The 13,448-nt window shown below is 61.8% G+C and carries 15 protein-coding genes; 12 read left to right on the plus strand and 3 right to left on the minus strand.

Annotated features, from left to right (window positions below; genetic code table 11):
- Position 1: 1 nt before the first annotated feature.
- Together M1D51_RS03525 and M1D51_RS03530 are read left to right on the plus strand one after the other, a co-directional pair.
- Positions 2–1,594 (plus strand): acyl-CoA synthetase, encoded by a 1,593-nt coding sequence (locus M1D51_RS03525; protein WP_458108548.1) that lies wholly within the window; start codon positions 2–4, stop codon positions 1,592–1,594.
- Positions 1,591–2,913: an MFS transporter gene (locus tag M1D51_RS03530; RefSeq protein WP_458108549.1), complete on the plus strand. Its 1,323-nt coding sequence runs from the start codon at positions 1,591–1,593 to the stop codon at positions 2,911–2,913. The genes M1D51_RS03525 and M1D51_RS03530 overlap by 4 nt, the downstream gene beginning before the upstream one ends.
- 161 nt (positions 2,914–3,074) lie before the next feature.
- Here the strand turns inward: M1D51_RS03530 and M1D51_RS03535 are convergent, their stop codons facing one another.
- Entirely contained in the window at positions 3,075–3,611 is a 537-nt protein-coding gene (locus tag M1D51_RS03535; protein ID WP_175493435.1) for a type IV toxin-antitoxin system AbiEi family antitoxin domain-containing protein, read from the minus strand.
- A gap of 49 nt (positions 3,612–3,660) precedes the next feature.
- Positions 3,661–4,236 (minus strand): hypothetical protein, encoded by a 576-nt coding sequence (locus tag M1D51_RS03540; RefSeq protein ID WP_458108550.1) that lies wholly within the window; start codon positions 4,234–4,236, stop codon positions 3,661–3,663.
- A 301-nt stretch (positions 4,237–4,537) separates the two neighbouring features.
- On the opposite strand from M1D51_RS03540, the gene M1D51_RS03545 reads away from it, so the two are divergent.
- Positions 4,538–6,154, plus strand: coding sequence for a TY-Chap domain-containing protein (locus M1D51_RS03545; protein ID WP_458108551.1), 1,617 nt, complete (start codon positions 4,538–4,540; stop codon positions 6,152–6,154).
- The gene (locus M1D51_RS03550; protein ID WP_458108552.1) at positions 6,151–6,636 is read left to right on the plus strand and encodes a DUF6301 family protein; all 486 of its coding nucleotides are present in this window, start codon (positions 6,151–6,153) and stop codon (positions 6,634–6,636) included. The genes M1D51_RS03545 and M1D51_RS03550 overlap by 4 nt, the downstream gene beginning before the upstream one ends.
- A gap of 21 nt (positions 6,637–6,657) precedes the next feature.
- Here M1D51_RS03550 and M1D51_RS03555 read toward each other — a convergent pair whose 3' ends face one another.
- A complete protein-coding gene (locus M1D51_RS03555; RefSeq protein WP_458108553.1) occupies positions 6,658–7,122 on the minus strand; it encodes a hypothetical protein in 465 nt (154 codons plus the stop codon).
- Positions 7,123–7,306: 184 nt separating this feature from the next.
- Between M1D51_RS03555 and mpaB the strand changes: the two genes are divergently transcribed.
- The 8 genes from mpaB (at position 7,307) to M1D51_RS03595 (ending at position 13,448) form a co-directional block, all read left to right on the plus strand.
- The gene (gene mpaB, locus M1D51_RS03560; RefSeq protein ID WP_458108554.1) at positions 7,307–8,359 is read left to right on the plus strand and encodes a daptide biosynthesis RiPP recognition protein; all 1,053 of its coding nucleotides are present in this window, start codon (positions 7,307–7,309) and stop codon (positions 8,357–8,359) included.
- Entirely contained in the window at positions 8,359–9,648 is a 1,290-nt protein-coding gene (gene mpaD, locus M1D51_RS03565; protein ID WP_458108555.1) for a daptide-type RiPP biosynthesis aminotransferase, read from the plus strand. The genes mpaB and mpaD overlap by 1 nt, the downstream gene beginning before the upstream one ends.
- The gene (mpaC, locus tag M1D51_RS03570) at positions 9,645–10,868 is read left to right on the plus strand and encodes a daptide-type RiPP biosynthesis dehydogenase (protein WP_458108556.1); all 1,224 of its coding nucleotides are present in this window, start codon (positions 9,645–9,647) and stop codon (positions 10,866–10,868) included. Before mpaD ends, mpaC begins: the two co-directional genes overlap by 4 nt.
- Positions 10,865–11,008 (plus strand): daptide-type RiPP, encoded by a 144-nt coding sequence (locus tag M1D51_RS03575; RefSeq protein WP_155854090.1) that lies wholly within the window; start codon positions 10,865–10,867, stop codon positions 11,006–11,008. Before mpaC ends, M1D51_RS03575 begins: the two co-directional genes overlap by 4 nt.
- Positions 11,009–11,053: 45 nt before the next feature.
- The gene (locus M1D51_RS03580; protein ID WP_256378406.1) at positions 11,054–11,179 is read left to right on the plus strand and encodes a daptide-type RiPP; all 126 of its coding nucleotides are present in this window, start codon (positions 11,054–11,056) and stop codon (positions 11,177–11,179) included.
- A 44-nt stretch (positions 11,180–11,223) separates the two neighbouring features.
- Positions 11,224–11,361, plus strand: coding sequence for a daptide-type RiPP (locus M1D51_RS03585; protein ID WP_155854089.1), 138 nt, complete (start codon positions 11,224–11,226; stop codon positions 11,359–11,361).
- Between the two features lie 81 nt (positions 11,362–11,442).
- Positions 11,443–12,261, plus strand: coding sequence for a daptide-type RiPP biosynthesis methyltransferase (gene mpaM, locus M1D51_RS03590; protein WP_458108557.1), 819 nt, complete (start codon positions 11,443–11,445; stop codon positions 12,259–12,261).
- Positions 12,258–13,448 (plus strand): YcaO-like family protein, encoded by a 1,191-nt coding sequence (locus M1D51_RS03595; RefSeq protein WP_458108558.1) that lies wholly within the window; start codon positions 12,258–12,260, stop codon positions 13,446–13,448. Before mpaM ends, M1D51_RS03595 begins: the two co-directional genes overlap by 4 nt.

Raw genomic sequence — 13,448 nt, forward strand, 5'->3', positions numbered from 1 at the left:
AGTGAAAACCGCAACCCAAGACCGTTACACCGAACTACGGAACAGCCACCGCTGGGAGGTGCCTGAGCTCTACAACATGGCCGTCGACGTCGCCGACCGGCACCCAAGGGACAAGCGCGCGCTCATCCTGGAGTCCGCCGTCGAAGGTCAACGAGAGGTGAGCTGGGGCGAAATCCAGGACCGTTCCCGTCAGATCGCTGCCACCCTGCAAAACGCCGGCATCAAGAAAGGTGACCGGGTCGCCGTCTTGCTGCCCCAGCGCTCCGACACCCCGGCCGCATACCTCGGTGTGCTCCGGACCGGCGCCATCCTGGTCACGATGTCCCTGCTCTGGGCCGCAGAGCCGATCCGCTTCCGGCTTGAGGACAGCGGGGCGTCGGTGATCATCGCCGAGGAATCGGCTAGACACCTCTTTGAGGACTATGAGGGCACGTTCATCGACATCGACAGCCCGGAAATCAAAGAGGCAACCACCGAATTCCAGGATGTCGAGACCAAAGCCGACGATCCCGCCCTCATCTTCTATACCTCGGGCACCACCGGCCGGGCGAAGGGAATCGTGCATGCTCACCGGACCCTGTTGGGCCACAACGAGTTCGAGTACTGCCACCAGCTCGGCGATGGCGACGTCTTCTTTGGCGCGGGGGACTGGGCGTGGTCGCTCGCAAAGCTGATGGGACCGCTCCGGCTTGGCGCCACGCACCTGGTTTTCCGGCCCCACGGCGGCTTCGATCCCGCGGCCCTGCTGGAGAGCATGAGCCGCCACCGCGTCAACAGCGCGCTGGTCAACCCCACGTTCCTGCGCAAGATGCGCGAAGACGTGCCCGACGCCGGCACTCGCTTCCCGCTGTCCCTGCGGACGGTTTGCTCGTCCAATGAGCCGCTGACGCCGGACCTGATCACGTGGTTCGAAGCGCAGTACGGAGTGACGTTGCTGGATTACTACGGTTCCACGGAGTCGTACCCGCTCTTGGGCAACTATCCGGACGTGCCGGTCAAGCCCGGTTCCATGGGCCGTCCACTTCCTGGATGGGAGGTCCGCCTGCTGGACGAAAACGAACATGAAGTCCCCGCAGGCGAGACCGGTGAGGTCTGCCTCCGGGCGCGCTCCAACCCGCAATTTCCCTTGGGATACTGGAACATGCCGGAGGCGTCCGCCGCCGCATTCGGGGGCGGCTGGTATCACACCAAAGACCAGGCCTACGTGGACGACGACGGCTACTTCTGGTTCCTGGGGAGGACCGACGACGTCATCAAAACGTCCGGCTACCGCGTTGGACCCTATGAGCTGGAGGCAGTCATTCGTGAGCTCGATCCCGTGCGGGACGTGTCCGTCACCGGTGTGCCCGACGAGCTCCGCGGCCAGTCCATCAAGGCTTGGATCGAACTGATGCCCGGTCACGATGGGGGAGCGGAACTGAGCGAAACAATCGTGGCGCACGTGAAGGAGAACTTCTCCCGCTTCGCGTACCCGCGATTCATTGAATACGTCTCCGCGCTGCCGAAGTCAGCCACCGGAAAAGTCCAGCGGGCCCAGCTCCGCGAACTCCCACACGTTGTAGCCTCTCCCCGCCTCGAAGGACAACAATCATGAATACGATGACCCAGAAAGTAGCTGACACCGAGTCTTCCCCGCGGCGCAGCCTCAAGCGCGTAGCCGCGGCGGCCGCCGTCGGAAATTTCGTCGAATGGTTCGACTCCGCGGCTTATGCAGTCATGTCCGTCACCATTGCGAAGCTCTTCTTCCCGGATTACTCCACGACGGCGTCACTTCTGGCCGTGTGGGCGATCTTCGCCGGCGGCTTCATTGCCAGGCCGCTCGGGGCGGCTTTCTTTGGACGCTACGGTGACCGGATTGGCCGCAACAAGATGCTCGGCCTCTGCGTGCTGATCATGAGTGCGGCGACGTTCTGCATTGGCATCCTGCCGACGTTCGCGGTGATCGGCATTTGGGCCCCGATTCTCTTGTTCGTATTCCGCGCCGTTCAGGGCTTCACGACCGGCGGCGAATACACGGGATCATCGGCGTTTATTGTCGAATACGCTCCGGAAGGCAAGCGGGCGACGTACGCAAGCATTATCCCGGCCACCGTCGGCCTGGCTTCTGTGGCAGGTGCGTTGCTGGGCGCCGCGATCACCGCGACGTTGAGCACTGAAGACCTCCAGGCCTGGGGCTGGCGTATTCCGTTCCTGCTGGCTGCGCCGCTGGGCCTAATCGGACTGTATATACGGTCAAAGGTTGACGACACCCCCGTGTTCCGTGGTCTTGAGAAGACGGGCGAAGTGGCAAAGCGGCCTTTGGGAGATGCCATCCGCATGTGTTCGCGCCAGATCTTCACTCTCTTCGGTTACAGCATCACCAACGCAATCGCGTACTACCTGATGAGCAGCTACATGATTGCGTACATGACCTCGAGCCTTGGGTATTCCTCGGCCGAGTCCATGATCACCAGCGTGATCACCATGCTGGTGTACACGGCGGTATGTCCTCTGGCTGCACGTGCCAGTGACCGCTACGGCCGGAAACGGATGCTGCTGGTGGCCTGCGTGGGCTTCGTGGTGATGACCATTCCCGCGTTCTCCATCATGCCGCTGGGTCTCGGATTCGCGATCCTGGGAACGAGCGTCCTGGGCGCGTTGGTCGCCGTGATCGGAACGTCCAACGTGCCGGCGCTGGTGGAGATGTTCCCGTCGTCGGTCCGGGCATCCGGCTCAGCGATTGGCTACACCCTGGCCTACGTGCTATTCGGTGGAACGGCTCCCTTTGTAGCCACCGGCTTGGTTGCGGGCTTTGGCTCACCGCTGGCCCCGGCCTTCTACCTGATGGGAATGGCATTGGTGTCGGCGGTGGTGGTGGTCCTGTTCTTCCGGGAAACCAAGGACCTGTCACTGTCGCGGACCACGGTTCTGTAAGTTAGGCAGCTGGAAAGAGGTTGGGTTGGGTGCTCGTCAGCGTCCAACCCGACCTTTTGCATAGCCCCGGGACGAACTTCGGCGCTTCAGCATGTTTACTCCGCCTGGATCTTTGGGCAGCTTGGCGGGTTTCGAGTCTCTCAAGGAATCTGGCTCTGCGGTCATGAGGTCCCCAAGGCTGCAATGATGCGAGCTTCCGCGTCGGGATTCAGCAGGCCCCTCTCACGGGCTTGATGAGTGGCCTCGATAAGTCGGTCGGTCATAATCCTGCCGCGGGCACCAAGGATGGCGCTTTCGACAGTCATAGCCGGGACACCTTCTATGCTGTCTCGCTGATCCTCAGGCACGGCACGGCGGATAACTTCTACGGTCCCGGGGAGTTGGGCGCGCACGCGACGGCCGGATGCCACTCGAATTCGTCGCAGGTTGACCTGCGCCAAGTGGTGAGCCGCAAGGACTGCTTCGTCGGCTAGGACAGCGCCTTCCCCCACCAGGGCAACGGCCTGTGCGTACTCATCAAGCTCACCGGCAGGTGCTTCATCCATCCTGTAGACGCCTTGGCCGAGCCGGGTGAGAGCCCCCCGCGCAGCGAGCTTTCGCAGCTCCACTGTTGGAACTCCCGCGGCCTCTGCAGATCGGCTTGTCACTACTCCGTGGGTCTCGAAGGCCAGCTCGCGCAGTGTTCGACGATAAGTCATCCCGCCACCTCTCCTTTGTCCCAAACGTACCATTAATGGTACGGAATTGTCATGAAACTTCCCCGATGAATGCCTCCACCCGCGTGAACACTTCAGCCTGAACTTGTTGAGAGGCACGCCAATCATTGGGAATCTGCAAGGAGTGATCGGCCCCGGGCACCTCAAAGAACGTGCCGGCAGTTTCTGACTTACGTCCGCCGTCCCACAGCTTGTCCTGGGAACCACCGATAAACAGGTCATCCTTTGACGATGCACGGATGGTGCTTCGGACCTGCTCGTCTGTGAGCAAAGGTGTCAGCCAGATCCCTGGGATGCGGACTTCCTCGGCCCAAGGAATGGACAGAGTGCTGAATGACTTTGCCACAATCAACCGTTGATGGGAATCGGGTGCGGCAGCAAAAGCCTGTCTGGCGGCGTTGGCCGCAAATTCGTGTGGGTCGGCACCGGGCGAATCGTCGGTGGTCCACCGGACAGCCTGTACATGCCAGCCCAGGGCGCCCAGCATTTCACCAATCCAGAAGAGGACGGGTCCTTCCACCGGATATCCGGAACCGGGCAGCAGAACAGCTACTTTGGGTTGCTCCGAGTTATCAGTGGTGGCTTTTGCCCAGGTGAAAGACTCCATAGGGGGGATGCTACTTGGCCGCTGTTTCGTTCTCGCTGAGGGCCTAAAAATTGATAGTTACGTGTCATAAACTGTCGGGCTCGTCTTTTACACTGAGGACAAATGCCCAGAGAAACCATCTGAGGCTCGTGCTTTGGGGGAGAACAGATGACAGAACCGGTGACGTGGAAAGCCATGGCCCCAGCCGAGGTCTGTGATCTTAGGGACTTCCGGGCTGCCGCTGACTGCAACCCGAAGAGTCTCAGTGCGATGTTCCAAACTCCCCAGGGCGTTGAGATCGACCGGAAGCTGGGGGACTAACGTGGCCAGCGCAAAAAGGCGCCAATCCCGCGTCCCCAACCGTCCGGCGTCGAATCATTCCCTGGAAAAGGACCAGCCGACATCGCTCATCAAGCCTGGACAGTATGCCGTTCTTGACGGTGTTGAGTATCAGATCCTGCGCCGGGGAGATGCTTGGGTGTTGTTGACGGATCAGCCAACGCCGGGTTTCAGTGCTTGGGGCAAGCACGGATACATCCGGGAGATCGGTCCGGGGGAGCAGTTGGAGTGCCATGACGTCAAGCATCGTGGCATGTACCGGGGCTTGATCATCGAAGTCCATCGGAGTGGCCCACACGGATTCTTGGTGAGCAGCCTGGACCCCTCGGCCGGTGACGAGGGGTTTGAAAGACGTGATCCCCGTGACCGGGATCAGGAAAAGAATATCCCTCATGAAGACCCGGACCTCCTGTTCAGCACTGTCCGGACGCGGGTGCCGATGCCTTGGGCTGAGCGGACACCGAGCGAACGGGCGACGTTCGACTGGAACGATTTCCGGGACAGGCTCGCAGTAACGCTCCGAGGCTTAACGGACCGTGCCATTCTGGTTATCACCTCCAGCTTGTACCCGAACAGGTATGTGCAATTCGCGAGGCAGGGCGACCGTCTTGACGCAGAGGCCCCGGGGAAAGATGTCGTGGGCAACGCCGTCGAGTCCGTGCTCAAGGGCAGCGGTTGGCAGGCACCCGGGGTTGGGCAGCCGAACTGGTCCTCTGGCCTCCCGCTTCCGGCGTTGACCTCCGAGTTCCGTGAGCTCGCGGAGCGGTGCGTGGCCGCGTTGCGAAACTCCTACGGCGTCAAGAGTCCGGACGACCTCAGCTATCGGGCCTGGCGTGAGGCAGAACTGATGCCAACAGGACAGACTTGGTCGGCGGAACGGGTTGCCGGGATGGATCCAGGTTCCGCTTCCCTGGAACTCCCCGGACTGGGGCTGGCCTCGTACCGACTCGACTCAACGGGGACAGTGGAACGGGAGCGCCAACCCACCCTATGGGTCAGCTCCTTGGACCACCCTCTGGTCGAGGAGATTCTCAGCACCCCGCCGATGAAGGCGATCAACCCTCGGGTGAAGCTGAGCCTGCTCACTCACCCTGACGGTGTTCTGGAATGGAGGTTCCTGGCGGGGACGAAGGTCATCGCGGTGACCGATGATGGCACCCTGGAATTGCGTCATGCCGGCTCCAACCCAACGACAGTAGTGGCCCGGGCTGACTCTGCTCGGCCCTTCGTCCTGGACCTGGTGCAGGGGATGCTCTGGCCGGAGAAGCAGATAGCCACCTTTGAGGATGCGCCCGGGGTTGATGTAAAAGCCGGCCCCAATGGCACAGAGATTCGATGGGGACGCGGCCACTGGGTGGATTTCATCGGCGGTTTCGAGACCTTCAGGGCGGCCTACCCCCTGATTCACATGCTCAATGCCACCGACGCCGAGATTGTTCAGTCAATGGAGGCCGCTGACGGTCGACCCGTTTTCAGGGTGGGTGAGTCGTTGAAGGATGCCGCTGCCGGGTACAACTTCAACTTTTTCAGCTACTCCGCTTGGAGGGACTGGCTGGAGAGGGCAAAAAGCGAAAACCAAGAAAAAGGGGGAAACACGTGACCTGGAAATCAATGCCTGCTGCCGAGGTCTGCGACGTTATGGACTTCTGGATCGCGGCCCCATGGCCGCTGTCAGAGGCCGAGACCCAACAACGTGCTGTGGAGCGGTTCGGGTGGACCACCGAAGTCGAGAACGGCAGGTCTTACCTGATGAACACAGTTTCCAACTTCACGTTCCCTGACGTCATGACCATCGAAGTCAAGAACGTCATGAGGGCAATGAGCCTCGATACCTCGGACAGCATCCGGGACATCACGCCGGAATTCACTGATTTCCTCAATGATGCTTTCACCCTCATGGTTCGCGAAGGCCAAGCGAGGTGGGGAAAACCGACACTTCAGAATTTCAAGGACACCCCATCAGCACGGTGGAACGTCGACGGCGGCGCCCGCGTCACGTTCAGATTCAACCCCAAGGGTCTCTCGGCAAGATTCGAGACACCCCAGGGCGCGGAAATCGAAAGGAAACTCGGCGACCGCTGACGTCGCCGGCGCCCACTTGGATCAGCGGGTGTGAATCCTCTCGTCACTCGAGGAATTCTCCTGAACAGGCGGATAAAAGCGTCCGTATCGGCGTAGGCAGAAATACATGCCGATGAAGGTGACTAAACCCAGGATCGGTCCTGCCCACACCACGATTGACGAGCCGCGCAGAAGAATGCCCGCCACAGCAAAAGCTGTAGTCGCCATGACTATCGCAGGGCTGTCCGAAACAAACTTGCGCTCCGCCTTGCGTCCGATCTGCCCGTAGAACGCGCCCACGACCACGGGGAAGACGATGAAGATCCCGCCCACCAGCAGCAGCCAGGGCATGGGGGTCATAGCCGCCATGCTGATTGTCAGGCCGTAGGATCCGGCCAAAATCAACCAGTAGCCATTGGCACTCTTGCCATATCTTTTCTTCATCTTCTGACGTCCCCAATCGTCGAATGCCCAGCATAACCAATCCCGCGTGGTGCGCGAAGTCATTTGAAATGGGCTCATCCGCCAACACCTAGGCCACCCCAAACCACCACCTAGACGCCCCCAAAACACCCCTAATTTCGGCCGATTCACCACCTAGTTTCCGCTTTCCGCCCTGTGGCCCTTCTGCCGGCCCATAGTGTCCTTCTCAGAACGAGCACCCGGAAATTCCGCCGGGACTGCTCCGGAGATGAGCGCACAACTATTGGGGGTTGGGTCATTGAAGCTGAGTCAGCAACAGAGCATTGCCGCCGCTGTGGATCAGTGGGTCACCGGCATTCCCGGGCGTATCCGGGGCCATGTCATTTTTGTCGAGAATCCTGACCACGCGGAATACGCGAAGGCCCTCGCCGATGAGGATTCCGTGGTCCTGGTCCTCAACGGAGACAGGACGGATACAGACATTGTGGCCGTCACAGGATCCTTCGATGTCGCAGGGGAAGAACTCTTGGTGGACGGCGCACTGAGCCTGGAGATCCAAGACTATGTGGCCATCCCGTTCGTGAACCTGGTGGGTGTGACGGTAGTCAGGATTACCACCAAAGAGGATTGGCAAGCCTTCTTCGACGACGCCGAGGAAGCCTGCCGTACGGGGCACTTCGTGCAGCAGCTCACCGAGGTCAACGCAGTGCTGACTGAGCGGGGACTGCTGAATGGGCAACCAAAGGACAACCTCCTGCTGGCCCGGCTTCACATCACCTGGGACGGTTCGATTCTCAGCGGACCCTACGGGGCCAAAATCGGCGCCGTTGGTGACGCGCTGCCAGACCTGAGGGTCAGGGCCATCGCCCTCCGGCCCGAGTCGGCCGTTGCCGCGGCCTACTACCCGTGGGACATCTACGAATCGCTGGCCGCCAAACCGTGGATCGCCCGCTACCTGGCGGCCTTGGACGCGTGGAAATTTGTCGCCCGTGAGGACCGCCCCGCTACCAAGCTGGTGGGTTTCGGAGCCAGCCTTTACGGGGCCACACTGCGGGACGGCCTGCCATCAGCGCATGCTCCCTTCATCCTAGAGCGGGGGAGCGAGCATACCCTCCTGGACGCCAGGACCGGCCGTCTCTTCAAGATCGGTCCGGACGCCGCAGCCATTATCGAAGCCGTTTCCAACCTCCGGGACGTCAAGGTAGCGGCTATAGCCGTGGCGCACGCGCTCAACGTTCCAGCCGCGCTCGCCGAGGAGTCCGCCCGTGCCGTCCTGGACCGCTTTGAGCAACTCGGTATCGACATTGTTGGCGGCCGCTGATGACTGTTGTGCCGATCCTTCCTACCCCCAGGACCCAACTTCCGCTGTGGATACCCCTCATCACCCAGCATGACTTCGCGGGGAAAAGCCATACCGCAGTCAGTGCCAACGGCGTCCACGTCACCTACGAAGACGGCCACCAACGCCTCTGCGCGAAGAGCGGACTCTGGAACACCAACCTGGGCTACGGAAACGAGAACATCGCTGAATCCGTGGCCCGGGAACTCCGCACCGCGTCCTATTTGCCGCTTTTCCGCACAGCTCACCGCACTGCAATCGAAGCCTCCAACGCCCTTCTGAGCCTGCCAGCGCACAGCTTTCACCGGGTCCTCTTCTCCACCTCCGGAGGTGCTGCCAACGATGCCGTGATGAAGCTGGCTCGCCAGTACTTCGTCTTGGACGGGCAGCCTGAACGCAAACTCATCGTCGGGCTGAAGGGCAGCTATCACGGACTGACTTATGGAAGTCAGGCACTGAGCGGTGACGAGCTGGGACAGGCCGTGTACGGAGTGGACCGGCGGAACATCCGCCACATCGGGTTTGACGACGACGGCGCGGAACTGGCGCAGCTCATGTCCAGGGAAGGCCACAGGATTGCCGCGGTCATCATGGAACCCGTTCTAGGCTCGGGTGCGGAAGCTGTGCCGGATGCCTTCATTGAAGAGGTCATCAAGCACCGTGATCAGCACGGCTTCCTCTTGGTCGCAGACGAGGTAGCCACCGGTTTCGGCAGGGTGAGTGGCTGGTTCGCGTCAGACGAATGGTCCCAACAGCCGGACGTCATCGTCACGTCCAAAGGGCTGACCAACGGCACCAGCGCCTGCGCGGCCCTGCTGATCGCCCGGCGCGTCACTGAGACCTTCGACAGGAACGAGTCTGTCTTCGTTCACGGCGAAACGCAGGCCGGCACACCCGCAACGTGCGCGGCGATCCTCGGCACCATCGCCGAGATGAAACGGCTGGACCACAACACCCTGACCAAGCAGGTGGCCGCCGGCCTCAACAACCTCATTGAGGAGCTGCAAAACACCCGGGGGATAGGCAACTCATCAGGGCGGGGCTGCATGAGGGCCATCAAACTGCGCTCACACAACGGAACGCCCCTGTCCTCAAACGGTGTACTGGCCGTGGTCCGGCGTATCCACGACGCCGGTGCAATCGTGCAGGCAGGGCCGGGACGGATCCAACTTCTGCCTGCACTCATTTACACAGAAGAGAACTTCGAAGAACTGAGCACGGCCATCCATGCTGGCCTGGCCGCGGCTGAAAAAGACGGGGTCTTCGCATGATCGCCGACCACCTGTGGAGGACCCGCTGCGTCATCCTCGACGACGGCACGGCAGCCAAGTACATCGGTGGCCTGACCCGGGGGCGGACCGGTTTGGTGGTGGACAGCCACCTGGAAGCCCATCGGGACAAAATGTTGGCCAGCAACCTCAAAGGAGCTCCGGTCCTGGAGCTGCACGCGACTCCGGTCACCGTGGAAACCGTGCGGACGGTGGGCAGCTTCATCCGCGAAAACGGGCTTCAAACGGTAGCAGGACTCGGCGGCGGTTCGGTGCTGGATGCGGTCAAGCTGGCAGCACTTTTCACCGCTGACCCGAGCCTTGCCATTTTCGCCGAACGCCACGCCAAACGTTCGGGCCTCCTGGTGCTCCCGCCGCTTACGAATCCCAAAGAACGTCCCAAAACCATTCTCATGCCGTCCACCGTGGGGACCGGTGCGGAAGTCAGCGCTGTAGCGTGCCTGGACACCGCCGTCGGACGCCGCTTGATAGCCTCGCGACACCTGACCGGTGACGCCGCACTGCTCGACGCCGGCCACCTCGCCACCCTGCCGCAGCAGCTGGTTTTCGAGGGGCTGCTGGAAGCGTTCTTGCGGGTGGCCGGGACCATGATCGGCAGCCACCACAGCATTTTTGACGACGACGGCCACGTACTCATTCAACGGATCGTGCGGCTGGGCCAACAGTTGGGCCACAGGGACTCTCCGGAACTGAGACTCGCCGCCGCCCGGCTCAGCATGGAAACGCACACCGGCTGGGCATTGATGGGACGCAACCCGTACGGCGCCAAGCACTGGTACGTCGCGAACGAACTCGCCTATGTCACGGGCGTACGAAAGATGACCGCGACGGCGTCGGTGATTGGTCCCATCTGGAAGGAAATCGGCGAAGGAGCCGCAACGTGGGGCGATGCCTCACGGCTCAACCAGCTGTGGAGCATGGTGACGGATGCAGATCCTGCACTGAGCCCCGAGCCCTGGATGGGCATGGAAGAGCTGATCGGGCAGTGGGGTATCGCCCGGCTTCAAACCATCACCGACGAAACCCTGGTCCGCACCACGGACGCTGCCATCCGCAACTGGGGCGGTGGTCTTCCCATGCTCCGGGGGATCGACGCCGCGCAGATTCAGCACGTCCTCCATGCCGCCGCAGGAGGACCCCACATCTTGCCAGCCCCCACGGGAAATCTACGAGCAGGCAGGGGAAAGGAGGTGAACACATGAACAGCGCAAACGCACTCAAGAGCCTGGACCTCCACATCCAGGAACTCGAGCCCATGGATGTCCCGGATGACTGGGACGAACGAATCAAGGGCATTTCAGCCGGGTTGGCACTGGTAGGCATCGCCGTCGCCATCACCTGATCCCCGTTTGGACGACACAACAACCGCGAGGGGAGGTGAACGCGCATGCAAAAACAGCTCAACATCTCCATCCAGGAGATCGAATCGCTGGACACCCCTGACTTCCAGAACTGGTTCATCGGGGTCTCCCAGGGAGTCGCAATAGGCATCATCGCCGTCAGCATCACGTAAGACCCGTCCCAACCATCCACATAACAACAAGAAAGGAGGAACCAATGATCGCAAACGCGCCGCTTCAGCTGTCCATCGAAGAGCTCGAAAACCTCGACACCCCGGACGATACACCGTGGTACATCCGGGTTGGTGACGTCATCATCATCGCCGGCATCGTCGTCGGAATCGCCGCCACATAGCCGGTGCACGCGGGTGGTGCCATGTTCCGTCCCCACCCGCGTGCATCCCACCACTCTCAACCTCCCGGAGAACACGAGTTGATGAACACCGCAAAAGACAAGACCGCCGACGCCGTCCTACAGATCCTGGGCCACATGAATCCTCCAGAGGATCTCTACAGCGTGTCAGGCTCCCGCCTCTACGACCTCGTCACCGCCAACGACCTCACGGAACTGCCCGAGATCCTGACCGCAGCCCGCAAAACGGTGGGACCCATTCTTGAGTTGGCTGCCGGATCCGGCCGGATCACCCGGCCCCTCCTGACCCTGGGACGTCCGCTGACCGCCGTCGATTCTTCCCGGGAAATGCTCGCCCTGCTCAAGACCAAGGTGGACACCCAGGCGTTCAATCCGCGCGGCGTCTCAGTAGACATGGTGGAGGCCGACATGTCCGGCTTCGAGCTCGACGGCGGGTACGGTTGCGTGGTTCTCGGCGCCAGTTCCATCACCCTCCTGGACCCGGCCGGCCGCCGCGCACTGTTCCGCAGGGTCCGGGAATGCCTTGCGCCGGAGGGGCGCTTCCTGCTGACCGTCCTGAACGCGGACAGCCACCACGTGTCAGAAAACAACGACGGCGGAACCACAGTTTCGCCGTTGGGCAGCGACTCCTTCCTGATCACCACGGAAAGCCGGGACCCCGCCAACGGTGCCCGCCACGTCACCATGATCCACGTGACCTTTGGTGAGGGCGGCACCTACCGTTCCTCCGCGTATGCCAGCGATATCGCCTTTGTCAGCAACAGCCTTATTGAGGAGGAGATCACCTCGGAGGGGCTCACCATCCTGGAACGCAGGCAGGTTCGCATCGCTACGCGGACCCCTGGGCTGGATGACATTGAGCTGTGGGTGTGTGGCGCATGAGCATCGATCCCGTGCGGACCCTGGATCCATCCATGGGCTTGGTCTCGGAATCCGCGGTGTACGTCCCCAACGAGGTTGGACTGTGGCGGACTGCTGGTGTGCTGGCGCACGGGCGGGCGTCGCACCCTGGGTTCGCCTCCGCCGTCGGGGCCTTTGACGTCAGGAAACGCGACTCCATCACCCGGGGTGCGGGAGAAGCTGTGGAGAGGTTCGCGTTGGCGCCGGCGCCCGGGGACGCGGAGTATCTTGTTGCTCCTACCGGCAGTGTTGATGAACGGATCGACTTCATCACCCCGGGAATGGGGCGGCCGTCGGCGCTCGCCTACGAATTTCCCTGGTATCGGGCCACCAACCTTCTGACCGGAAAGGCCTCGCAGGTTCCCGCTCCGGTGGTGGACTATTGCCCCGGCCAAGCGGAGGCGAATCCGTGGGACGGCTTCTTCGATCCGTCTCCCAACGGTGCAGCGTCCGGGCCCTCGGAGGCCTTTGCACAGATTGCAGGCGTCGGGGAAGTGCTGGAACGGGACGCGTTCCTCGCGGCATGGCACCAGCGGACGCCGCTCCTTAGCTTCGATGCGGCGAGGATGCCCGACGCTGTGCGAACTACGCCTGAAGCCCGGAACTTCCTCCTGCTCCTCGACGCGGCGCGGACGGCCGGCGTCGAACCGTTGCTGTCTTTTGTCCCCCAAGAGGGAAGCCCGCTGGTCACCGCGGTGTGCGTGATCGCCGTCGAAGGCCATTTTGCTGCGGTGGGGCTCAAAGCGTCCGCCCATGCTGTGTCCGCTTTGCGGGGAGCACTCCAGGAAGGACTCCAAATCCGGGAGCTCTTCCAATCCCGTACGCCTTCCCGGACTCCCGCGGCAGTGACGGATGACGATTCCCGTGCCGATTTCTGGACCACGCCTGCAGTGATTGACGGGTTGCTCCGGTGGACCCGGTCATTCCAGCCAACCGAACTTCCGGGCATCCAACCCACTCCTGAGGTTGGGGATCTGGTTGAATACCTCGCACGCAGGGACATCCAAACCCACTGGGTGAGCCTCAGCCACAGGCTTCCCGCGGCAGTCCAGGACATGGGATGGGTGGCCGGCAAAGCGGTATGCCCCGGCGCGGTGCCACTCACCATGGACGAGACCAAAGGACTGTTCCTGCCCGGTCACTTCTCCACCCCGCACCCGCTGATATGA

It is taken from the genome of Arthrobacter sp. R3-55 (genome assembly GCF_054161505.1).